Below are 23,166 nucleotides of genomic sequence, written 5' to 3'. Positions count from 1 at the left end.
CAGCAGGTATGGCGCACAGAACTGCCAAGGCCCCGAGGCGGCCTGCGTAATCCCAGACGATCCATGCTGCCGGATCGGATTGTTGCAGTCTTACAATTTGCGACACAACCATTGGGAAAAGGGCCGCCGCGAACCAGAGAGGCGTGGGTATCGAGCGAACCATCATCAGGTATCTTTATCGCCGCTAATACATTCAGCGCAATGCGGCCTAGCGAGCAGGGCACGTCTGCCTTGGGTCAAAAGCGCCGGTTTGGTGCCCAGCCACAAACTTCCGGTCTGCCCTTATCAACCGACATGTAGCTGCACCGCATTCACGCAAGCGAAGGGCCAAAAACGGACGCGAACGGCCGTCGGTGGTACCGGCCGAGGCCCACATAGACGCCCCCAAATCTGCTGGGCTCATCAACTGAGGAACAATAGGTGTATTAACAAAATATTTTACCTGAGATTGTAAGCACGCTACAGAGGTTGACGGGGTCGGCTGACATATGACGAGCGAACTGGAGAGCCGGTGGATCGATGCTGGAGCCTGCGCGCTCGTCACAATCGCCATCTTTGCGATCGTTTACTCCGTGAACGGAGGCGCGGCTTTTCCGGCAGACGATGCCTTCATCAACCTGCACAACGCTCAGGTTCTGCGTCTCGGCCGAGACGAGAATTATGAGGGAGTGCCGGCTCTTGTTGGGGCGACGAGCGGCGTGCATCTCGCACTGCTTCTGGCCTTCGAGCAACTAGTGTATCCCGATACTGCCGCGCTGTATGTGCTCAGCTCGCTCAGTGGCGTCGCCTATGTGCTCGGCGTATTCTTTATGTGCCTCAACATCGGATGTCCTCGGCTGGAAGCGGCGCTGATTGCCTTAGGCAGCCTTGTCTTCGCGGGCACGTTGTTTCAAGTCTTGAATGGGATGGACACCGGACTGGCAATGGCCGCGGTGGCGTGGGACATCAAACTGCTTACAGACAAAAGGCGCACCTTCTGGCTTCCGGCTCTGTGCGGCATCATGCCGTTTGTTCGGCCGGAACTCAGCTTCCTGTCGGCCGCGTCGATGCTCATCGTGTTCTGGGAAAAGTATGCTGCCACTGGCTTCAAAATTGCTGCCGCGGCGGTCGCGGCCTTAAGTTCCGTGCCCTTCCTACTCTGGTATTGGATCGACACCGGCTCATTGATGCCCAACACCGTCAGCGCGAAGATGTACTTTTTCGCCGAACGCTACGCAGATTGGTCGGATAAATCGCTCTTGATGCTTTTAGCGGTTTCTCAAGCCGCCTTTTTGAGCTTTCCGCTCTTCCTGTGTCTCCGTTTCGCGCGCCCGGCCGCGGTTGGACGCATGCTTGCGCTATTTGTTGCCGTCTTTCTTGGCGCCTACTTCTGGAGATTTCCGGGTGGCCTGCAGCACAATGGCGGACGCTATCTATATGTTCTCGCGCCGATCGTCCTGTTTGGCGTTGCGTGTGGCCTCTCTTCGGCGTTTCGCAAGCAAACACTCTCCATGGTCGCGATTTCGATCTTGTTCTTGCCGCTGGGATTTGTGTTGCAACTCAAGGACTACAGAACTCATATCGTCGGCTTCCAGGAAAACCTTGCAGATGTGGTGAGATGGATGAACGCAAATTTGCCGGATCGGCCAATGGTCATGGTTCACGACGCCGGCTACGTCGCCTACGCCGGACATGCTGCACTGGTCGATTTGGTGGGACTCAAGACGCCCGCCGCAATGGACTTTCACAGGCGAGCGACTTACCCGAGCGTCGGTCTGCAACGATCCAGAGCGGTCGCAGAGATCGCGGAAACATTCCAGCCGCAATATCTGCTTGTAATACAGGATTGGGACGAGAAATTCCGTTTCGTTGAGGGCCTTCGCGGTGAAGGGTGGACGGCGCGGGAGGTCTATGCGGGACATGCGCCGCCGGAGACGCCTGCAGCGCTGATCTATCACCTCTACGAACTGAACCGGCCGCATAGAGCGCTTGTAAGCCCAGGCTCATAGAGCAATCAGTCGTACGCTGGCCTTCCCACACCTTCGGCCGCTACGTTCCTTACGAACGATCAACCTGCGGTACCGGTTAGACCCACATCGTCGAGCCGTCCTCGATATCCCGCTAACCGATCGTGCGGCCTCGTGACCGCTTAGGGTCAAAATGCGAAGAACTCAACCTGAGCAAATCTTGTCCGCCATGCCTCAATAAGCGGACCTCGTGGAGCGATGCTGCCACTTCGCCGAAGGGCCAACAACCGACGTTCGATATATCGTCCGTTCGCATCTCGGAACCGCGTCGCGGACGCCGTAGTTAACTGCTCGATTGTATTCGCTTGACAAACGGCGGTCTCCACTGACCATCGAGGATGTTGCTCCCGCCCAGTAGACGCGGATGTAAAGCGAGAACTGGCCACTCGCAGCCAGCCAGTTGCTCTCTTTGTCTACTTGTCTACGCTCGGTGATTTTGGCACCAGCGCGCAGGGTCAACGAACCGCCCCGACATTGAACGTTCGCTTCGCAGGGAACGTTGGCGGCATCTTGCCGCTTGCCTCAGCGCCAGGTTGCCGGTTCGCAGGGAGGCTTATTAAACGGACCTCCGGCATAACTGCCGACGTCTGGAGCCCGGACACAGTGAACGACGTTGGAGGTAGGGACGACTGCACCGTTCTTGTCGCGCCACGCCGCCCTACGCCAGCTTGCCGGTTCGCAGGGAGGCTTATTGAACGGCCCTCCGGCAAAACTGCCAACGTCTGGAGCCCGGATGCAGTGAACGACGCGGGACGGATGGACGGCTGCGCCGTTTTGGTCGTACCACGCGGCCATGGCCGGATTAGCGAACATGGCCGCGGCGATCAGTCCTACCGAAGCAAGCTTCCTCATTTGCGCGTCTCCTTATGTGTCAATGATTGAACGACTGACCATCCTTTGCGGCTCATTCCTACCGAAGAGACTGCAAGCAACATTTTGCGGTATCGACTATGCACATCATCAAGGTTGATCTATATCAACTTCGCCCGAATACGGCGGCTGATGACCGCTCTGGGTCACAAGCGGCGGTTATCGCAAGCGTCGCTCACGGTCGGGTTTAGCACCGATACCGGACGTGATGAGGGGATGGAGCTTTAGTCGGCTCAGGGCCAACAACAGACATGGATGTCGATAGCGGAATCTTCGCAGGGAGGACGCGGCCCGCCACAGTTATTTCCGTGAAACAGCGAAACCGGGCTCGCCTGGTTGGACAGTTTGAGAGGTAGTAGCGTCGGCAAATCTTGGCTTTGACGTCAATCGCCATTTTTGACCAGAATCGCCAACGTGATCTCGCCATCGGTAATGTAGTGATTGACGCGTTCGTCGAGAAGATTGTCGCCCGCCTGATAGACTTTCACCGCTTCGATGGTTCGAATCCTCTTCAACTCACCGACAATATGATCGCGCTCTGCGTTCGTATCCGAATCTGTGGCGTGGGTGATTTGAAATGAAAGGCGAGTGAGGGATAGGCCGGTGTCCCTGGTGCCAGCTCCTATCCAAAGAACGCATTCGTTGTCCGGCGGGCGTTCGGTGTTTAGCCAGAAATCTGCTGTTCCCCAGGTTGCCTGGGCGCGCGTTCGGCTCAAAGCCCAGAACCGTACGTGGTGGCGCTTCCGCGGGCTGTTATCGATCGCCTTTTGAAAGCCGATGTCCTGGCCCCGCCCGAAAAGATGGAGGGTGCTGAACGGGGCGGTGGGGTATGGAGTATTGAGCACAAAGGCTCGGACCATGCCCCATGAACTGGCTAGACTAAGCCGATCTGCCTCCGACCAGCCGAGCGCTGCGAAGGCCCCGCGAAGCTGCTGGAGCGTGCCGACGAGCACGACATTCACGGGATCTCCAGGCAATCCGTCGCCCGTAATCGTGTAACTCGGCACACGTTTGCTTTGGAGAATCTTCAGGCCCATCCGAATGGCACGTGGCAGAACAATATACGCGGCAATGCCGTAGGTAGCACTGACCGCCAGGATCCAAGGTAGCCTGCGGTCTGCGGTTTCAAAAACAACAAAGACAATCAACCAGACACAGAAGATTCCCAATCCAAAGATCAGCAAACGCTGCACAAGAAGCTTGAGCAATCTCATGATCTTGCACGGCCTCGTTGAAAGCCCCCTCAGTCCAACGACAGCTTTCCCTGAGGGGACCGGATTCAGAAAGATACGTCCGTATTGCTGTTTGGACAAATTGCTCGTCTCGAAATCCTTGAAAATTTCAAGAACAGGTCGGACAAGCTCCCATTGAGTGAAGACGACAATCGAAGTCGCCTTCGGGTCCAGAATGCGAAAAGCTCAGCGTGAGCAAATGTAGTCCGCTCCGACCCATTAAGCTGACCTCAAAGCGAAGGCTCGCCACTTCGCTGATGGGCCAATAGCAGAATTGCGCGCTATCGCCGCCACCAATACACTAAGGCGCAATTTTAGGAGATTGAACATGAAATCTGTCGTGTCGACAGTTGACCTTCCGGATCGTACCGAGGTCGTCGAAAAGTTGACGACCCTGATAGAGGGCGTCTTGGCTGTTTGAAAACGCCAGGACGCTTGGCGGCGATAGAACAAGTTATTCGTTCAAGACCGTCTTAGCGGTCAAACTCGCAAGTGCATTCAACTTAGAGAACGAATTGAGGAATGGAATTCTCGCCGGGTTTCGATCGTTCGCGTTTTCACACAGCCAGGGTCAAAATGCGAAGAACTCAACCTGACGGCACACTGCCCGCGCGGCCTGGACTCATCAGCGAACTCGATTATTGGGCAAGACGCACGAAGAAGAGGCCCGATGTCCTGGTCGTTCGGCTGACTGGGTTTGATCGCGTGTATCGAAATGGATACACGTCGTAGTTCCACCAATTGTTCTGCTGAATGCACGCTTGGCAAGCCAAATCCGAGGCTATCTCGTCTTGGGTGGATCGCCGGCGGTACGTACGAGCCGGTCCGCCTTTACCAGGACGCGATCGTCTGCCGGCTGCGGTCGCAGTGAAAAGCTGATCGCGACAAACGCGACGCAGAGCACGATGCCCACCGCCATAGCGCGCAGATAGGTCGGCCTATCGGCATTGTGAAACGAGGGGGTGGTGCTCCTCCTCGCCAGCCGTTCACATTCAGCCGGGGAGAGCTTCTGCAACTGTTCGACTTCGCGATGCTCGATGGAAAGAGCGCTGTAGTGAGCGGCCATCTCACGATAGTTTTGTCGTGAGGAACGATCAATCGCCGTCTCGGCGCGCTTTTCAAACGCCCTGGCTCGGTTGGCAAGTTCTGTTGCCTTTGACATCGGGCACCTCATTCTAAAGGTGGTCCGCTGGACACCAATTAATTGGTCGGCCGGCGTGTCAATTCGGTTCAACGCTTGGACGACCCGGTTCACGCTGGCGGACCTATTAGCTGGTACCATTCGACCGCTTCAACCAGGCGGCCATCGGGGCCACGGGCCGTGTCGCGGCTCATCTTGTTTGCGAACGAGCTGACAAATATCTCCAGCTTCGATTGCTCTTCGCCCCGACAGGGCCGGGCGTCTGTCCCACGCTCACCTTGCCCGCCGCCGGCGGGGTTGGGGCAGGGAYTATGCCCCATCGCGCCGCAATAATTTCACAGTTTTGAGGAACCAATACCCATGCCCGCTGGGGGATCAGCGCATGGGGGAGCCATGACTGACAGCGAGTGGAAGGAGCGCTGGCACGAGGTCGAGCGCTTTCGATTGATGGCGCATGAAACGACAGACCCAGTGGCGGCGGCTCTGCTTCTCGATATCGTGTTGGACTTAGAAGCGGACCTGAATGAGTTGGTCGACGTAGAGGCGCAAAGGCTGCCGTGGCTTGGAGCAGTGGCCTGAGTGCAGGCCTCGTCGATTGATCCAGCTGGGCAGACGCTGTCTGCTCGACCAGCAACTCGCCATAGCTTCGCGAAGTTGCTCGCGCAGCCAGACTGAGGAACGACGAGGGCGCCGGCCCGCCGGTTCACGCTGCCGGGCTTGCCGCAAATACGAAGGCCGCAGCGGGAGGTCAAATAGCTGCGGCCCGACCTTCTTGCGCTGTCGTCGTGACGCTCGACCTTCCCAGGACTTGGCAATCGCCCGAGCTATATCGCGGGCCTTCTCATGAACCGAGCGAGGCACCTTTCGAGCAGGCGTGTTCGGGCAGCAACGTTGCCTCAAGGCGCAGGCGTCACAGTCAGCCTTGCTTGCTCGATAAAGCAGCGTGTTCACACGTGTCTCTGTTGTGGTCAGCGTCTTGCCACCAGGACAGATGTAGACGTCGCTGGCTGGATCATAGTTGAAGTCCTCGCGCGCGAAGGTCCCATCTGCGCGCCGTCGGAGCACGACGTGGGTTGGCCCTGGGCCCAAGCGGCCGAAGAGGTTGATAAGATCAATGTTGAGGGCCAACAGGCGACATGGCACACCACAGCAAAAAAAATCCCGGCGCTTGGCCGGGATCGATACTTCACGCCTTGTTCGTAAACCAAATCGTTGGGGCTCCCGCCACTCCCGCATTCTGCATGGCATTCTTCAATTCAGCACTCTCCGCGAAGGCTTGCGCAGCTTCAATCGTAGCAAACTCGTGAGTTACTGTGATGTCATTGGGATTTTCGACTGCTCGGTAGACAGCCTCGGCTGTTACGCCCTTCGCCTTCTGAACCGGAGCAAAATCGTCGTAAACCTTCCGCCAGGTCTTGTAGTCGGAAACCGTGTGCCTAACAAACATAGTCGTCATCAGATGTTCCTCCCTGACTGGTCGTAACAATCTTTCCACGAACGCTTGAAACAGCACTTCCAGTAGCAACAGTATAATACTGGCCGCCGCTTGGAGCTATTTCATTTCCGGGTTGCACTGATGCCATCGGACGTTTGCCCTTTGTCCGATCGAACGGCCTCATCAGTCGGATGTCCGCAGCGGGTCAAAATGCGAAGAACTCAACCTGAGCAGATCTTGTCCGCCATGCCTCGGTGAGCGGACCTAGTGGAGGGCTGCGGCCACTTCTCCGATGGGCCAGAAGGCGACATTGGAATGGACATTCATTTTTCGTGAGTTACGGCAGCCCAGATGGCTTCTTGCATTTCTCGGAACTCTTTGGAGTACGACCGGAAGTTGGCTCCTTCAATTGCTTTTAGCATCGGACCGCGCAAGGGATCATCGCGAAGCTCTCCAAGAACGATGCCTTTTCCCGCGCCAACTCGGGTGCACGCGCCAAGGTAAACAAATATCTTCAATGTCTTGGCATCGATAGGCCCCTTAATCACCCTGTCGACCCGTGCGTTCATTATTATCATCTGATTGCCAGCAACATCGCCTACCTGCGAGCCGTCGCCATAGATCGTCGTTTCGATTATCACCGGTGCGTCGATGTCGGTCGGAACATGTTCAAAGAAGATGCCTCGTTCCGTGGACGGACTACATGCAACCGCGCATGTTGAAGCAAGGCAACAGATCGCCAGACAAAATCCCCAGACGCGCAGAGCCATCGCGTTCCCGCTAGTCCCTTTCATTCGGATTTCTCCCTCCCAGCAAGATCACCCTAGCATGGCTCGACAATTTCCGCCTTGGGTCAAAATGCGAAGAACTCAACCTGAGCAGATCTTGTCCGCCATGCCTCAATAAGCGGACCTCGTGGAGCGACGCCGCCACTTCGCCGAAGGGCCAACAGCAGACATCCTGCATTTTCTGTACGCGCTGGCAGTTACGGCAACTGCATAGAGCCTCATGAACTCGCGCAGCAATGTGCTATTTCTCCGCGTTGCTGAAGTTGCATCGATTGATTGATCCGTCGCCGTTCATCAGGCACGAGAATGACGCAGTGCTCGTCGAACGTTCAAATCGGTATTCAATGGAGAGATTGCCAAGTTCGTGAGTCTTCCGCATCAGCGCCGACGGGTGCGCAGGACTTTCCGCCGCATACGGGTTTGTCACCTTCATGGGGGCCCCGAACAGCTCAATCACCTGATCGGCCGCCAGTTTCGCACCGAGGCTACCGCCGCCATATCTCACGCGCGCGGTCGGGTCACTCCTCTTGCCCGTCGTCCCGAAAGCCAGACTGATGCCGAAGGAGGACTGGCAGATTATGTCTCCGCTTTGTCGCTCGGGGAGGTTCTTCTCGATCCATGAAATTCTTGTCGCAGCAAAGAACTTCTTCAGGTTCTCGTCCGAGTAGAATCCTTCGCGCAGAAACAAGTCATTATCGAGCGCATATTTGAAGTTTCGCAAGAACTCGACCGGGGTAGCTAGCCGATTGTTCAACGCAACTGGATCTTTTTGCGAACCGGTGATCTCTTCGGCAGCGGCCGATTGTGCGATTGTCGCAAGTACCAAAGCAAACAAGATCGCGAGGCGCCGCCTGCCATTCAACATGTGTTCAACCGGCGCAACACTCGTGGTCACCTCGAAGACCTCATGATCAGATAGCGTTCACTGGGCTCGGTCAACGAGATCTCCTAGCTGTAGAGACCTGATAGTCTCCTTCGCCTTCGACGTTGGTAGCGTCACGGTTGCATAGACAAAATACATCAACCTTCCGCGTCGGAAAATGTTCAATTTTGAATGAAGCGGGGCAAGGTCCGCTTCGGGCCCAAAAGCTGACGTTGGCTTTGAGCTCGACAATGTCCGCTAGAGGCGAAAGCGGAAGCTGCGTGTTCCCGCATGCTGGTCAGCGGGCTGATCCAGGCCAGCCATCAAACCCTTCCGAACGCAATCGATCACGCTGCCGTCTTCGCCGCTCTCGGATTGTCCGAACAGACACATCGCGCATCCAGCAGGCCACCCATCAGCTCCAGTGCTGGTCTTGCTGGATTGGTGCCATGGCTTGCTGTGGGGAACGATCCTTCGATCACAGCAATCTCCTTCGACATGAAAAACCCGCGCCGGATTTCTCCGCGCGGGCGTTACGAACTTTCGATGATGCCATAGTGCCAGTGTTTTGCCCGACGAGTCAAAGCTGAACTGTGCGACGGGCAGGGATGCCCCAGTCCACCAAACGCCGGTTTGGCGCGAACCAAAATAGCAAATAGTTTCAATGCCCCCGCTACTGTGCATGGGGTTGTTTGTCACATTTTTTGGTTTGAGCGCGCCTAAAAGGTCAGCTCAGCGCCGTCCGCGCGGCGCCTCGGCCTTTGCCGGCGGTTCGGTCTGCGGCGCGCAGGTCGCGGCTGCCAGCGTGCTCTGCGCCTGCGGCATCAGGCCGGGCTCGGCGGCGAGCGCCTTCATCACGATCAGGCCCGTGGTGCTCGGCGAGTCGATGATCAGGCGGTCGGCCGCGGTGATCTCCTCGTCCTCGGGCAGCTCGTTGTGCTGCGCCTCGGTCATCAGGTCGAGCTCGATCACCTTGCGGCCCGCCGAGCGGTCGTTGATGGCGTAATAGGCGATCTCGTTGCGGGTGTAGAACGACACCGAGGTATAGGCCTGGCTGACGGGCACCGCGAGCTTGATCGGCCCATTCGACAGATCGTAGCGGCAGATCGCGAGCGCAAAGGCCGGATCCATGAACGGCATCGGCGAGGTGCCGGGATCGGCGAGGGGCAACTGGGTGACGCCGTTGAGCTTCGTCATCGGCGTCAGCCGCGAATAGGCGTCCTGGGTCGCGATCCGCGGCAGCGCCAGCACGCTGACGAGATGGACGACGAGGCCCAGCACGACACCGGCGACGATGGTAAAAGCGAGGCGGATCATGAGCAGCCCACCGTCGTGATCGTCGGCATCGGCGCATCGCGCTGGGTGCGGGTCGCAACGCCGACCGGGGTGTCGTAGAGGCGCAGCATCAGCGCGTAGCGCTCGATGCCGCCGGTCGGCAGCCAGTTGCCGGCGCGCGAGCGCGAGGCGATGCGGATCTCGAACGTGCCGTCGGACTGGCGGACGATCTCCTGGCTGGTGAAGCCGTAGCGTTGCAGCGAGTTGGCGACGAGATGACCCTTGCGGTCATAGAGCGTCAGCGTCCAGAACCGCGCCGGCGGCGTCACGCCGGAGACGACGACGTCGCAGCGGCCGTCGAGCGCCTTCTTCCTGTCGTCGGCGGTCGCGGTGAAGGCGACGCCGTCGCCGGTGCCGATCGGCAGCTCGCCGTTGCGTACGATGGTGGCGCGCGAATAGGGATCGACGTCGGCGGTGCCGGTGCGCGGACGCGCGGTCCACGGGCCGATGGTCAGCGCGCCGATCTCGGTGCCGCGCGTCGTCGTCATCCAGGTCGCGCCGACGCCGACCACGGTTGCGAGCAGAAGGGCCGTCAATGTGATCAGGATCAGCCGCACGGGATTCGATCAGTTCTTGCGTGGCGCGGATGAGCCCGCATTCCCCGCGGTCTCGGCTGCATAGTTCTGCGGGAAGGCGAGCGCGCTCGAGGCCGCCGCCGGCTTGGCCGGCTTCGCCGTCTCGTCGGACGTCGTCTTCACCGCGGTCCTGGCCGCGTCATCGAGCAGCTTTTCGACGCGCACCAGGATATCGGCGCCGCGCTTGGTCAGCACGGGCGGGGGACCGGGCTTGGTCTCCAGCACCTTCGGCGCGGCATTGGCCTGCGCCGCCATCGGCTGCGGCGGCAGCTTCTGGCCCATGCCGATGCCGGGAATTTCCCTGACCTCGACGCCCTGATGCGCGACGACCATGATGTCGTGCCAGGTCTGCGCCGGCAGCGAGCCGCCGGTCATGCGGTTGGTCGGCGAATAGTCGTCATTGCCGTACCAGACCGCGCAGGTGAAATTGCCGGTGTAGCCGACGAACCAGGCGTCGCGATAGGCGTTGGTGGTGCCGGTCTTGCCCGCGGTCGGAATGCCGTCGAGGGCGGCGCGGCGGGCGGTGCCTTCGCTGACGACGTGGCTCATCATGCCGGCCATGTCGGAGGCGACGGAGGCCGGGATCGCCTGCCGCGGCTTTGGACCGTCGCGGTCCCAGCGCCAGACCGGGTCGCCGGCGCCGGTGCGCACCTCCAGCACCGAATGCGGCGTCACGGCCCGGCCCCTGTTGGGGAAGGTCGCGTAGGCCACCGCGTGCTCGAGCACGGTGACTTCGTCCGAGCCGATCGGCAGCGACGGCGTGTCGGGCAGCGGCGCCTTGAGGCCGAAGCGGCGCGCGACCTCGACGATCTTGGCGCGGCCGATCTTGGCGGGGTTGGGCGCCTTCGGCTGTTCCTTCTGGCCGATGGCGATCGACAGCTTCACCGGCACGACGTTGATCGAGCGCGTGATCGCCTGGGTCAGCGTCACCGCGCCGGAGTAGGAATGGCCATAGTTCTGCGGGCACCAATTGCCGATGCAGACCGGGCCGTCGACCACGATCGAGTTCGGCGTGAAGCCGTTGAGGAGTGCGGTGGTGTAGACGTAGGGTTTGAACGACGAGCCGGGCTGGCGGTAGGCGTCGGTGGCGCGGTTGAACTGGCTCGCGCCGTAGTCGCGGCCGCCGACCATGGCGCGAATGCCGCCGTCGAGGTCGGACACCACGGTCGCGGCCTGGGTGGCGTGGTAGTCGCGGCCGAACTGGCGCAGCTGGTTCTCGATCGCGTCTTCGGCCGCCTTCTGCACGTTGGTGTCGATCGCGAGGCGCACCACGAAGACGCGTTCGATGTAGGATTTCGGGAAGGTATCGACCAGCTTGCGCATCTCGTCGAAGGCGTAGTCGAGATAGTAGTTCGGCGAGGCCTCGTCGCGGCGGTCGACGGCGAAGGCCGGGTTGCGGCGGGCGCCGAACACCTGGCCCTCGGTCATGAAGCCGGCATCGACGAGATTGTCGAGCACGACGTTGGCGCGGGCGCGCGCCGCGGGCAGGTTGATGTGGGGCGCGTATTTGGTCGGGGCCTTGAACAGGCCGGCGAGCATCGCGGCTTCCGCCAGCGTCACGTCGCGCGCGGATTTGTTGAAGTAGAAATGCGCCGCGCCGTCGACGCCGAAAGTGCCGCCGCCCATATAGGCGCGGTCGAGGTAGAGCTTGAGGATCTCGTTCTTGGTCAGGCGCCATTCCAGCCAGACCGCGAGGAAGGCCTCGTTGACCTTGCGCTCGATGGTGCGCTCGTTGCTCAGGAACAGGTTCTTGGCGAGCTGCTGGGTGATCGAGGAGCCGCCCTGGCGGACGCCGCCGGCCTGGGCGTTGGTGACGAGGGCGCGCGCGGTGCCGGCGATGTCGATGCCGAAATGCTCGTAGAAGCGGCGGTCCTCGGTCGCGAGCGTCGCCTTGATCAGCACGTCCGGAAAGTCTTCCAGCGGGATCGAGTCGTTGTGCTTGATGCCGCGGCTGCCGATCGGGTTGCCGTAACGGTCGAGGAAGGTCACCGCGAGGTCGGACTTCTTCAGCCAGTCCTCATCCGCGGTCTCGCGGAAGGCGGGGATGGCGAGCGTGAGCATCACGACCAGTCCGCCGAGCCCGAGGGTTGCGGCCTCCGACAGCGGCTCGATGAACACCCAGCGCTTCCACCGCCCGACATAGAAGCGGTCCATGAAGGTCGAATAGCGCTCGTAGAGCTCGCGAATGCCCTTGGCCGAGGAGAACAGCGAGGAGTCGATGCGCGCATCGAGATCCAGGAAGAAATTCCGGACCCTGGCCTTCCAATGCGGTGGTATGATCTGGCGCACCTAGAACCCTTGAGGCTCGGTTCGAAAGCGTTCAAGCACCCGGCCGGGGCGGCATCGAGACGTCTTGCGGGAATGTTGCGGCAAACCCAAGGCGCCCGGTTCGCGTCCGAGGGGACTTGCTGTTCCTTCTAGCCGAGCGGGGCCTATAAACCAATGGTCACGCTCGGGATTTTGAACAACAGGCCTAATTGACCCCGGGTCATTACGGGCCTCACGGGGGTGCTGCTTGCAGCATCCTCGCCGCACGCCCTAGATGGCGTTAGCCGTAGCTCTTTCGAATCTTGTTGAGGCGCATGACCGCAGCTCGCAAACGACCTTCAGACCAGGATGGATTCTTCTGGAAAACCAAGACGTTGGAAGAGATGTCGGACGTCGAATGGGAGAGCCTGTGCGACGGCTGCGGGCGCTGCTGCCTGAACAAGCTCGAGGATGAGGACACCGGCCAGATCTATTTCACCCATGTCGGCTGCAAGCTGCTCGATGGGGCGACCTGCGGCTGCAAGGACTACCCGAATCGCTCGGACAAGGTTCCGGACTGCGTCCGCCTGACCCCGGCCAATGTCCGCACCCTGAACTGGCTGCCGCCGAGCTGCGGCTACAAGCTCGTGGCCGAGGGGCGCGATCTCTATTGGTGGCATCCTCTGGTGTCCGGTGATCCCAACACCGTGCATGAGGCCGGCGTCTCCGTGCGCGGCCGGGTCGAGGGCAGCGAGGAGGCGATCCCGGACGAGGACCTCGAGGACCACATCGTGCAATGGCCCGCGCAGCTGCCGAAGCGGGCGCGCCTGAAGCGACGTCCGAAAGACTGACCCGTCGTTCCTCGTCAGGTCACGTCTTCGCGATGACCCCGGGGTGGGATGCTCCCATGCGCCGCGGTGCCTGCCTGAGAAGAACTTTGCTGTCTACATTGTCTCGATAGAACGAATCCTTCGCGGCATTGCGCCGCTCCACGACGTCCGATCGAGATGAACAAGTTCGAACGGCAGGGCGAACCTGCCGACAGCCAGACATTGCCCGACGACATCGCCGAAGAGCTCTCCCGCCTTCCGACCGAGGTCATCAGCGTCAGCGACGCGCCCTCCCTGGCGCCGCCGGCGCCGCTGTCGCAGGACGAGGTCCGGACCATCGTGATCAGCCTGATGCTGACGATGTTCCTGGCGGCGCTCGACCAGACCATCGTCGCTACCGCGCTGCCGACCATCGGGCGCCAGTTCCAGGATGTCTCGAACCTGTCCTGGGTGATCACGGCCTATCTGCTCGCCTCGACCGCGGTTGCACCGGTGTTCGGGACGCTGAGCGACATCTATGGCCGCAAGGCCATGCTGGTCGTGTCGTTGAGCCTGTTCATCGCGGGCTCGGTGCTGTGCGCGATCGCGCCGAGCATGCCGATGCTGATCCTGGCGCGCGGGCTCCAGGGGCTCGGCGGCGGCGGCATCATGCCGGTGGTGCAGACCGTGATCTCCGACGTCGTGAGCCCGCGCGAGCGTGGCCAGTATCAAGCCTATTTCTCCAGCGTCTGGATGGTCGGCGGCATCCTCGGCCCCGTGATCGGCGGCGTGTTCGCCGAGCATCTGCACTGGTCGATGATCTTCTGGATCAATTTGCCGCTCGCGGCCGCGGCACTCGCGCTGCTGCTGCCGAAGATGAAGAAGATCCCGGTGTTCCACCGCAAGCGCAAGGTCGACTGGGTCGGCGGCGTGCTGCTGATGGCCTCCGCCGTGGTCTTCATGCTGGTGCTGACCTGGGGCGGCACGCGTTATCCGTGGCTGTCGCCGACCGTTCTTGCAATGGTGGGCGGCGCCGTCGCGCTCGCGGTCACCTTCGTCTGGCATGCGCGCCGGGCGGACGAGCCGTTCCTGCCGCTGCCGCTGCTCAGCGGCAAGGTCGCGCCGTTCGCGTTGACGGCGGGCGGCTGCGGCCTCGGCGCGATCACCGGCCTCACCGTGCAGCTCCCGCTCTATTACGAGTCGGTCTACCATCTCAGCGCCAGCGAGGCGGGGCTTGCGCTGATTCCGCTTGCCGCGGTCTCGACCTGCGGCGCGGCGATTGCCGGCCGCACCATGGCGCGCGCCAAGCACTACAAGCGCGTCGCCATCGTCGGCACCTCCTGGGCGGCGCTGTGCGCGCTGGGCCTCACCGTCACCACGCTGCCGCTGTGGGGCCTCTTGACGCTGATGGCCGCGTTCGCGCTCGGGCTCGGCACCACCTTCCCGGTCTGCGTGGTCTCGCTGCAGAATTCGGTGGCCCGTCCGCAGGTCGGCACCATCACCGGCGCGATGAACTTCTTCCGCTCGCTGATGTCCTCGTTCACGGTCGCGGCGTTCGCCGCCATCCTGCTGATCGCGCTCGGCACGGACATTCCGCTCGCCGGCGAGCATCACGCCGCAGGCGGCATCCCTGCGATCCCCGCCGAGGACATGCGGCACGCCTTCCGCTACGTCTTCGCTGCCGCCACCGCGTTGATGACCACCGCCGCGCTCTGCCTGATCGCGATGGAGGAGCGGCCGCTCGCCGGTCCCTCCACCGCGCAACCCGTCGAGATGGCGGAGTAGGATCTCATCCCCCGCGGTCGGCGTAGGGATCGTCGCCGGCATTGCCTTCGGCTCCCTTCCGCGCCGCCGCCGCAAGATGGGTCTTGAGCCGCGCCAGCGCATCGGCGGACCAGTCGCGGACATCGGTGACCGCAACCCAGGCATCGACGTAGTGTTCGGGCGCGAAGACATGGCCAAAGCCCATCGGCGTATCGGTCGCGACCGCCATGTCGAGGGCGAGCTGCAGCATCGTGACGATCGGATACCATCGCAGCTCCGGTGACACGTCCGGTCCGCGCGGCGCATTCATCCAGGCCGGGGCCCGAAAGGCGTCGCGGTAGGCGAAGAACGTGATCGCGTCGCTGGCATATTGCAGATAGACCACGCGCATCGGGCCCCAGGGCGTATCCGGCGGCACCGTCGGCCCGTTCTGGTTCATGAAGCGGACGAAGCGGTTGTCGCGGAATTCCGGCAGCCAGGCCGGCGAGCCCTGATTGCGGTTCGCGGTGACCGAGTTCCAGATGCGGCTCTCGAATGGCGGCCCGCTCCACAGCGCGCCGGCAATCGGATCGCCGATCGTCTCGAACAGCTCCGCGGATTTTTCCGAGTTCATCGCGCCGAGGCTGAGCCCGTGCAAATACAGCTTCGGCCGCTTGTCCTTCGGCAATGTCGTCCAGTAGCCGTAGATCTCGGAGAACAGCGCACGCGCGGCTTCCGCGCCATATTCGGGCTGAAACAGCAGCGACAGCGGGCTGTTGAGATAGGAATACTGCACCGCGACGCTGGCGACGTCGCCATGGTGGAGATATTCGACCGTATCCATCGCGGACGGATCGATCCAGCCGGTGCCGGTCGGCGTGATGACGACGAGCGTCGCGCGTTCAAATCCATGCTGGCGCTTGAGCTCGTCGAGCGCAAGCCTGGCGCGGGCCTGCGCCGTGTCGCCGCCGCCGAGACCCACATAGACGCGCACCGGGTCCTGCGCGGGCCTTCCCGTGACGGCGCCGATCTCCGCTGCGGTCGGACCTGAGGCAATGAATCTGCGCCCCATACGCCCGAGCTGGTTCCACTTCACCAGCGACGCCGGGCTTCCCGTTCTCTCGGGCGCGGTCGGCTGCGGCCGCTCGGGCTCGAGCAAGGCATCGATTTCGCGGAAGGACGAATCGAGCGCGTTGAACGCGGTGCGGATCAGGACATTGCTGGCGATCGACCAGAACAGCAGGCCTGCAACGAGCACGCCGATGACGTTCGCGATCTTTCGCGGAATGACCCGCCCTTTGCGCGCGGCCAGGAAGCGGGCGACAAGCACGAACAGCCGCCCCAGCACCAGCAGCACGACGAACGTGATCAGGGCGATGACGCAGACCTTGAGCGGATGCGCGGTCTCGACCGGCGCCATCTTCATCACGGTGCGGATCGAGTTCTGCCATTCGGCAGCCCGCCGCAGGAAGACGATGACGACGAGCAGGCAACCGGCCGTGACCAGCGCATTGGCGCTCGATCTCACGCGCGCCGAAGGCTCGGGCAATTCGAGGTAGTGCCATAGCCAGCGCCAGAGGATGCCGGCGAGGTAGCCGATCGCAAAGCAGCCGCCGGCGAGGACGCCTTGCGTGAGATAGCTGCGCGGGATCAGCGTCGGCGTCAGCGCGGCCGCGAAGAACAGCGCGCCCAGCATGAGGCCGACGCCCGACAGCGATAGCAGTTGCCTTCGAATGAGCCGCGCCAGATTCATGAAGGCACCCTCCGAGCGATGCTATCCTCTGTTGCTATCTGAAAAACTGCTCTTGCGCGGCAATCGGATGGTGAACTCGGTGAATTCGCCGGGGCGCGTATCGACGTCGATCGTGCCGCCGTGCTGCTTCACGACGATGTCGTGGCTGATGGAGAGTCCGAGGCCGGTGCCTTCACCGGCGGGCTTGGTCGTGAAGAAGGGATTGAACATCTTCTCCTTCACGTCGGGCGCAATGCCGGCGCCGTTGTCGCGGATGCGGATCTCGACTTCAGTGCCGCGGTCGCGCGTCGTGGCGCTCAGCGTGGGCGCGACGCATCCGCTTTTGCTGCGCTTTTCCAGCGCGTAGAAGCCGTTCGAGATCAGGTTCAGCAGCACCCGCGTGATCTCCTGCGGAAACAATTCCGCCGTGCCGGCCTGCGGATCGAGCGCGCGCTCGAGCGTGACGTCGAACTGCGGCCTCTCGGCCCGCGCGCCGTGATAGGCGAGGTCGAGGCTCTCCTCGACCAGGGCGTTGATGTCGGTGAGCCGGTGTTCGCCGGCGCCCTCGCGCGAATGCAGCAGCATGTTCTTGACGATCGAGTCGGCGCGCCGTCCGTGCTGCACGACCTTTTGCAGGTTATCCTTCAACAGACCAGTGAGCTCATCGACCTCGTCGCGGGTATTTTTCGCCAGGGCGGCCGTCTTCAGGGCGTCATTGAGCTCGTCGATCAGCTCGCCCGACAGCGCCGCGAAATTATTGACGAAATTGAGCGGGTTCTTGATTTCGTGCGCGATCCCTGCGGTGAGCTGGCCGAGCGAGGCGAGCTTCTCGGTCTGCACCAGGCGATCCTGCGCGGCGCGCAGGTCGTCGAGCGATTTTGCAAGCTCCCGGGTGCGGGCCTGCACTTGCTCGAACAGCCGCACATTGCCGATCGCGATCACGGCCTGGTCGGCAAAGGTCTGCAGCAGAGCGACCTGCTTGTCGGTGAACGGATGCACCTCGTTGCGGCGGAGCAGGATCGCGCCGATGCTCTCGTTCTCCTGCAACAGAGGCACGCTCAGAATGCTGCGGTGGCCCATGCGCAGCGCGTGCGCGCGGCCTTCCGGGAACTCATCGCTCTCACTGAGATCGGCGACATGCACGGGGAGCCGGTCGACGAAGGCACGGCCCGCGGTCCAGTTGCGATTGATCGGCCAATTCTCGAGGTTGATCGGAATCGGCCCATGGTGGGCGCTGAAGCGCAAGCTGTCGCCCTCCTTCAGCGCCACGGCGGCGTCATAGGCATCGCAGAGCTCGCAGGCACTCTCGACAATCGCCTTCAGCGCCGGTCCGACATCGGTCGGCGAGGACGCGATCACCTTCAGGATGTTGGCGCTGCCGGTCTGGTGTCTCAGCGCCTCGGTCAATTCCTCGGTGCTCTCGCGCAATTCGCGGAGCAGCCGCGCATTCTCGATGGCTATCACGGCCTGCGCGGCGAACTGCTGGAGCAGCCTGATCTGCTTGTCGGTGAATCGGCGCTGCTCCTGCCTGAAGATCATCACATTGCCGACGATGCGGTCGTCCTTGATCAGAGGCACGGTCAGCAGGCAGCGCGCGCCGCCGAGATCGACCAATGCCCGGCGATTGGCGTCGCCGCTTCGATAGGCCGCCGTATCGTCGAGATTGTCGATCTCGACATACGGCTCGCCCAGCAGCAGGCGAGCGGGCGCCGTGCCCGGGCCGTACTCGAGGTGCTGCATGCGCCGGTATTCGTTGTAGGCGGGCGGCAAGCCGTAGGTCGCAGCGCTGTGGAACGACTTGCCGTCAAAAGTGTTAAGCACGCCGAAATTGGCGCCGCAAAGCTGCATCGCCTTGGCGAGCATCGCATCGAAGACCGGAACGAGGTCACCGCCCGAGCTGGAGATGACGCTCAGGACTTCGGCCGTCGCTGTCTGTTGCTCGAGCGCTTCGGTGAGCTCATTCGTGCGCTGCTGCACCTCGTTGAACAGCCGCGTGTTCTCGATGGCGATCACGGCCTGATCGGCAAAGGTCTTGAGCAGGGTGATCGCCTTGTCCGGGAACGGACCGGCCTCCGGCCGCGTGACGCCGATGGTGCCGATCGCGACGCCGTCGCGCAGCATCGGGACCACCAGGATGCTGCGATAGCCCCTTGTCCGCGCCAGCTCCTTCATCGCCTCGGTGAGGTCGGGTTCGTTCTGCATGTCGCTGCGGAATGCGAACGCTCCGCTCATCGCGACCCGGCTGTGAATGCCGGACGCCGCAAGCGGCGCGGGGAATGAGCCGAGCAGATCCGCGTTGCCGGCCTCAACGTCGGTGGTGAAGGCGGCCAGATGCAGCATGCCGTCGATGACGCGGGTGACGGTGGAGGAATGTCCGCCAATGAGCGCCTTGGCGCTGTCGGAGATCGCCTGGAACACCGGCGTCACATCCGCCGGCGAGGCGGCAATCACCTTGAGGATGTCGGCGGTCGCGGTCTGCCGTTCCAGCGCCTCCCTGGTCGCGTTGAACAGGCTGACATTCTTGATCGCGATCACCGCCTGGTCGGCGAAGGTCTGGAGCAGCCTGACATGGTGCTCGCCGAACGCGCCGGTCTCCCGGCGCGTGGCGATGATGACGCCGATCGCCTCGCCCTCGCTCATCAGGGGGGCGAACAGCATGCTGCGGTAGCCGCGGGCGCGCGCGATGTCGCGTGCGGCCGGCTCGAGCTCGGTGTCGGGCAATTGCGCCGCCGCACCATTGGCCACAAGCTGGTAAGGCGGAAACCGTGCGAACGGCACCGGGAACGAGGATTGGAGCACGCGATCGCCGGCCGGATCGGTCGGCGTGAATGCCGCCAGATGCGCGGCGCCGCCGACATAGCGCAGCACCGCCGTGGAGAAGCCGCCGATCAGCCGGTTGGCGTTGGCCGCGATGGCGTCGAACACCGGCTGCACGTCGGACGGCGAGGCGGCCATCACCTTCAAGATGTCGGCGGTGGCGGTCTGCCGCTCCAGCGCCTCTCCGGTCTCGTTGAACAGCCGTGCATTCTCGATCGCGATCACGGCCTGGTCGGCAAACGTCTGGAGCAGTTGCACGTGGTCCGGCGCAAACGCGCCGGGCTCGGCGCGTGTGACGCTGATCATGCCGACCGCCGTGCCCCGGTTCATCAGCGGCATGAACAGCACGCTGCGGAAGCCGCGCAGTCGCGCCAGATTGCGGTTCAGCTCCGGGACGTGCTCGGCCTCGCTGTCGGGAAACTGGATCGTCTCGCCGCCGCGAACCAGGGCAAAGGTCGGAAAGTCCTCGATCCGGCGCGGGAACGATGCCTTCAGCCCTTCGTCCGCGTCCGGGCTGGTCGGCGTGAACGCCACGAGGTGCAGCTCGTCGCCGATGAACTGAAGCACGGTGGCGGAGAAGCCGCCCAGCAGGCGCTTCGAGCTGGACGCGATCGCAGCGAACACCGGCCGGGCATCCGAGGGAGATGCCGCGATGGTGCGCAAGATCTCGGCGCTGGCGTTTTGCCGATCGCGCAGCCGCGCATTCTCGGCTGCGGCCGACTGCAATTGCCGTTTGAGCTCGTCGATCCCGGCGACATCGTTGGAAGGGGCGGTCATTCGCAATCCGGCTTGGTGCCGCGACGGGCGCCGCACCGGGCCGGATTATCACATCTCCTGCGGCCGGAGCCAGCGCCTGCCGCCCTGCCGCCGAGACCCGGCTGCCTCACGTGCCCGGCCGCGACACCTCGGTCTCCTTGCTGGTGATGAACTCCAGCAGCACCGGCACGCCTTCCTTCGTCTTCTGGATGCCGCGCCTGATCGCCGGGATGATGTCCTCCGGCTTCAACACCCGCTCGCCATAGCCGCCGAAGGCGCGCGCCATCGCGGCATAGTCGCCGGAAATGTCGGTCGAGCGATATTTCTCGGTCGAGACCGGCATCACCTTCAACTCGATCGCCATCGAGAAATTGTTGAGCAGGATCGACATGATCGGGATGCGCTCGCGCACCGCGGTCTCGAAATCCATTCCGGTGAAACCGATCGCCGCATCGCCCCAGACATTGATGCAGAGCTTGTCGGGCTTTGCCAGCTTGGCGCCCATCGCGAGGCCAAGGCCGTAGCCGAGCTGCGTCGTCTTGCCCCAGCCAAGATAGGAGAGGGGTTCGACCGCCTTCCAGAACGGCGAGAGCTGGTCGCGCGGGCTGCCGGCATCATGGGTGATGATGGTGTTGTTGATGTCGACGGTGCGCTGGAGGTCCCACAGCACCCGATAAGGGCTCAGCGGCGCGTCGTTGCTGGACAGCTTCGGCATCCACTTTGCAAGCCACTCCTTGTGCGAGGCAGCGATCTCGGCCGCGACCGCCGAGGCATCGCGATCCTTCGTGACGGTCTTGCCGATCTCCTCCAGCAGCGCATCGAGCACGAGCCCGGCATCGCCGACCAGGCCGATCTTGGCTTCCACATCCTTGTTGAGATGGTTCGGATCGAGCGTGGAATGGATGATGGTCTTGCCCTTCGGCATCGCGATGCCGAAACTGGTCTCGGTGAAGGAGCAGCCGATGCCGAAGATGACGTCGGCCTCGCTGAGGAACTTCGGAACCGCGCGCGGCACCGCGAGGCCGCCGGAGCCGAGCGAGAGCGGATGGGTTTCCGGGAACGAGGACTTGCCGCCCAGGCTGGTGGTGACGGGAATGGCGAGCCGCTCGGCAAGCCGTTTCAGCTGCGGCCAGGCCTGCGCGTAATGCACGCCCTGGCCGGCATAGATCACCGGGCGCTTGGCGGCGACGAGGAGGGCGGCTGCTTCCTTGACATGCACGGGATCGGCGCCGTAGCGGGTGCGCAGCACCGGCGTGTAGTTCAGCGGCTCCGGCACCTCCTCGTTCCACATGTCGGCGGGAATCTCGACGATCACCGGCCCGCCGCGGCCGTTCCTCAACCTGGTGAAGGCGCGGCGAAAGATGTTGGCGACTTCCGCCGCCAGGATGATCGGCTCGGACGATTTGGCGAACGCCCTCATCACCTCGCTGGAGTTGAAATTCGGCTCGATGTGCGCCAGCCGGCGCGGATAGCCCATCGGCAGCACCAGCACGGGCACGGACTCGCCAAAGCACTGCGCGACACCGCCCATCGCGTTCTCCGCACCGGGCCCATGCTGCATGCAGAACGCGCCGATCGAGCGCCCCGACGTCACGCGCGAGATCGCGTCCGCCATGTGGATGCCGACGCGCTCCTGGCGCACCATCACAGGGCGGATCTCGGCGCTCGCCGCGTGCTCGATCAGATGGTTGACGGGATAGCCGCAGAGGATCTCGATCCCCTCGCGCCTCATGATTTCCGCGATCGCAGTGCCGAGCTTCATGGCGTCTCTCTCCCTGGGCAGGCCGGTTGGTCCCGGCTGATTGGGGGAGAGAGGATCAGGAATTTGGAGAGGCGTAAAGCGCGGGCGCACGAAGGCGTGGTAGGTCAGCCATGCAGCGCGAGCGTGCGGCCGGACAGGGGGCTGCGCGGCCTATCCCACCAAAGCCAGTGCGAGCAGGCCGGACCCTAACAGCGCGACGCCGGCCACGGTTACGGCCAGAAAAGCGAGCGATGTGAATTCTTCACGCATGGACGTCTAACCTGACTTTACCACGCTCCGATCATCACCAGAGTGGCGATGCTCAGGAACGAGCAACAGAGGATGATTGCCGGAGCGACGAAAACCTGATGCGACTGCATTGTTGCATCTCCCAATCCGAACAGTCGCAACAATAGCTCGGCAATGTTTTGCGGTGACTTCGTGGCGGCTTGAAAGTGGCTTCAATCCGAAGGCCGATTGTTTCGTTCCGCGCGGTCGACGAAGTCTCTTCACGGGTTCGCGAGCGGAAAACCCGACATCTCACGCCAGGCATTCGGCAATGATGAGCGCCCGGTTCGGCTCGGGCAGCCCGAACCGCAGCGAACGCGGTCAATTTGCAGGAGTTCAAAACAAGGCGGCGTTGAGAGCCTGTCCGTAGATCATTGCGGCCACGAGGGAGACCAGCAGGCCCGCTCCCGAGAAGATCATGAGCACCTTCAGAGTTTCGACGTCAACGTTGGTTCCTGTCGCCCGGGATATTGCCTTTGCCAGTGCAGCCATCATCGCCAGCTCCGAAGCAGGCCGCGCGGCGGCGGGGCCAGACTTGGTCTAGGGTCCGGACTCAATTGATCCACCAAGTGATTGCAGCGGCCAGAAGGATTGCGGACAGGAAGATGTCTGCGCGCTTGTCGTATCGGGTTGCGATGCGGCGGAAGTCCTTGAGACGGCAGAACATCCGCTCGATAACGTTGCGACCTTTGTAAGCGGTTTTGTCGTAGCGATGCGGATGCTTGCGGGTCGGATTTGGCGGGATCACGGCCTTGATACGGCGTGCGGCCAGTTCGTCGCGCAAGCTCC

The 23,166-nt window shown here is 62.4% G+C and carries 19 protein-coding genes; 5 read left to right on the top strand and 14 right to left on the bottom strand.

What is annotated here, in order from left to right:
* Positions 1-488 precede the first annotated feature (488 nt).
* A complete protein-coding gene (locus tag ACXJMY_RS35900; protein ID WP_456624078.1) occupies positions 489-1,988 on the top strand; it encodes a hypothetical protein in 1,500 nt (499 codons plus the stop codon).
* 1,271 nt (positions 1,989-3,259) lie between these two features.
* Here the strand turns inward: ACXJMY_RS35900 and ACXJMY_RS35895 are convergent.
* Positions 3,260-4,090: an LssY C-terminal domain-containing protein gene (locus tag ACXJMY_RS35895; protein ID WP_456624077.1), complete on the bottom strand. Its 831-nt coding sequence runs from the start codon at positions 4,088-4,090 to the stop codon at positions 3,260-3,262.
* 799 nt (positions 4,091-4,889) lie between these two features.
* On the bottom strand, positions 4,890-5,270 hold the full coding sequence (locus ACXJMY_RS35890; RefSeq protein WP_456624076.1) for a hypothetical protein: 381 nt from the start codon (positions 5,268-5,270) through the stop codon (positions 4,890-4,892).
* 372 nt (positions 5,271-5,642) lie between these two features.
* Here ACXJMY_RS35890 and ACXJMY_RS35885 point away from each other — a divergent pair, with 372 nt between their 5' ends.
* On the top strand, positions 5,643-5,828 hold the full coding sequence (locus tag ACXJMY_RS35885) for a hypothetical protein (protein WP_456624080.1): 186 nt from the start codon (positions 5,643-5,645) through the stop codon (positions 5,826-5,828).
* On the opposite strand, the gene ACXJMY_RS35880 is transcribed toward ACXJMY_RS35885, so the two are convergent.
* The 4 genes from ACXJMY_RS35880 to ACXJMY_RS35865 form a co-directional block, all read right to left on the bottom strand.
* Positions 5,757-6,485: a transposase gene (locus tag ACXJMY_RS35880; protein WP_456624075.1), complete on the bottom strand. Its 729-nt coding sequence runs from the start codon at positions 6,483-6,485 to the stop codon at positions 5,757-5,759. The two genes, ACXJMY_RS35885 and ACXJMY_RS35880, sit on opposite strands and share 72 nt — an antisense overlap.
* Positions 6,436-6,705, bottom strand: a complete 270-nt coding sequence (locus ACXJMY_RS35875; RefSeq protein ID WP_135177051.1) for an antibiotic biosynthesis monooxygenase — start codon at positions 6,703-6,705, stop codon at positions 6,436-6,438. The genes ACXJMY_RS35880 and ACXJMY_RS35875 overlap by 50 nt, the downstream gene beginning before the upstream one ends.
* 302 nt (positions 6,706-7,007) lie before the next feature.
* Entirely contained in the window at positions 7,008-7,478 is a 471-nt protein-coding gene (locus tag ACXJMY_RS35870) for a hypothetical protein (RefSeq protein WP_354114281.1), read from the bottom strand.
* A 235-nt stretch (positions 7,479-7,713) separates the two neighbouring features.
* Positions 7,714-8,367: a hypothetical protein gene (locus ACXJMY_RS35865; protein ID WP_456624074.1), complete on the bottom strand. Its 654-nt coding sequence runs from the start codon at positions 8,365-8,367 to the stop codon at positions 7,714-7,716.
* A gap of 258 nt (positions 8,368-8,625) precedes the next feature.
* Here ACXJMY_RS35865 and ACXJMY_RS35860 point away from each other — a divergent pair, with 258 nt between their 5' ends.
* Entirely contained in the window at positions 8,626-8,892 is a 267-nt protein-coding gene (locus tag ACXJMY_RS35860) for a hypothetical protein (RefSeq protein WP_456624073.1), read from the top strand.
* 174 nt (positions 8,893-9,066) lie between these two features.
* Here the strand turns inward: ACXJMY_RS35860 and ACXJMY_RS35855 are convergent, their stop codons facing one another.
* Genes ACXJMY_RS35855 through ACXJMY_RS35845 form a run of 3 tightly spaced genes read right to left on the bottom strand, consistent with a single transcriptional unit; the run spans position 9,067 to position 12,533 of the window.
* Positions 9,067-9,651: a DUF1254 domain-containing protein gene (locus tag ACXJMY_RS35855; protein WP_456624072.1), complete on the bottom strand. Its 585-nt coding sequence runs from the start codon at positions 9,649-9,651 to the stop codon at positions 9,067-9,069.
* Positions 9,648-10,226, bottom strand: a complete 579-nt coding sequence (locus ACXJMY_RS35850) for a DUF1214 domain-containing protein (RefSeq protein WP_456624071.1) — start codon at positions 10,224-10,226, stop codon at positions 9,648-9,650. The genes ACXJMY_RS35855 and ACXJMY_RS35850 overlap by 4 nt, the downstream gene beginning before the upstream one ends.
* 9 nt (positions 10,227-10,235) lie before the next feature.
* The gene (locus tag ACXJMY_RS35845) at positions 10,236-12,533 is read right to left on the bottom strand and encodes a transglycosylase domain-containing protein (RefSeq protein WP_456624070.1); all 2,298 of its coding nucleotides are present in this window, start codon (positions 12,531-12,533) and stop codon (positions 10,236-10,238) included.
* A gap of 293 nt (positions 12,534-12,826) precedes the next feature.
* Between ACXJMY_RS35845 and ACXJMY_RS35840 the strand changes: the two genes are divergently transcribed.
* On the top strand, positions 12,827-13,342 hold the full coding sequence (locus ACXJMY_RS35840) for a YcgN family cysteine cluster protein (RefSeq protein WP_456624069.1): 516 nt from the start codon (positions 12,827-12,829) through the stop codon (positions 13,340-13,342).
* Between the two features lie 156 nt (positions 13,343-13,498).
* Entirely contained in the window at positions 13,499-15,085 is a 1,587-nt protein-coding gene (locus ACXJMY_RS35835) for an MDR family MFS transporter (protein WP_456624068.1), read from the top strand.
* 4 nt (positions 15,086-15,089) lie between these two features.
* On the opposite strand, the gene ACXJMY_RS35830 is transcribed toward ACXJMY_RS35835, so the two are convergent.
* The 5 genes from ACXJMY_RS35830 to ACXJMY_RS35810 form a co-directional block, all read right to left on the bottom strand.
* Positions 15,090-16,796, bottom strand: a complete 1,707-nt coding sequence (locus tag ACXJMY_RS35830) for an alpha/beta hydrolase (RefSeq protein ID WP_456624067.1) — start codon at positions 16,794-16,796, stop codon at positions 15,090-15,092.
* 21 nt (positions 16,797-16,817) lie between these two features.
* Positions 16,818-20,369, bottom strand: a complete 3,552-nt coding sequence (locus tag ACXJMY_RS35825) for a GAF domain-containing protein (protein ID WP_456624066.1) — start codon at positions 20,367-20,369, stop codon at positions 16,818-16,820.
* A 106-nt stretch (positions 20,370-20,475) separates the two neighbouring features.
* Positions 20,476-22,131, bottom strand: a complete 1,656-nt coding sequence (locus ACXJMY_RS35820) for a thiamine pyrophosphate-requiring protein (RefSeq protein ID WP_456624079.1) — start codon at positions 22,129-22,131, stop codon at positions 20,476-20,478.
* 582 nt (positions 22,132-22,713) lie between these two features.
* Complete coding sequence (locus tag ACXJMY_RS35815; RefSeq protein WP_456624065.1) at positions 22,714-22,872, bottom strand: hypothetical protein; 159 nt, start codon at positions 22,870-22,872, stop codon at positions 22,714-22,716.
* A 58-nt stretch (positions 22,873-22,930) separates the two neighbouring features.
* Positions 22,931-23,166: transposase (locus ACXJMY_RS35810; protein WP_456622571.1), on the bottom strand; the 236-nt coding region annotated here is incomplete at its 5' end.

This window comes from Bradyrhizobium sp. P5_C12, assembly GCF_054049735.1.
Note: the sequence above shows the minus strand (reverse complement) of the source record. Positions and strands in the feature narration are given on the sequence as shown.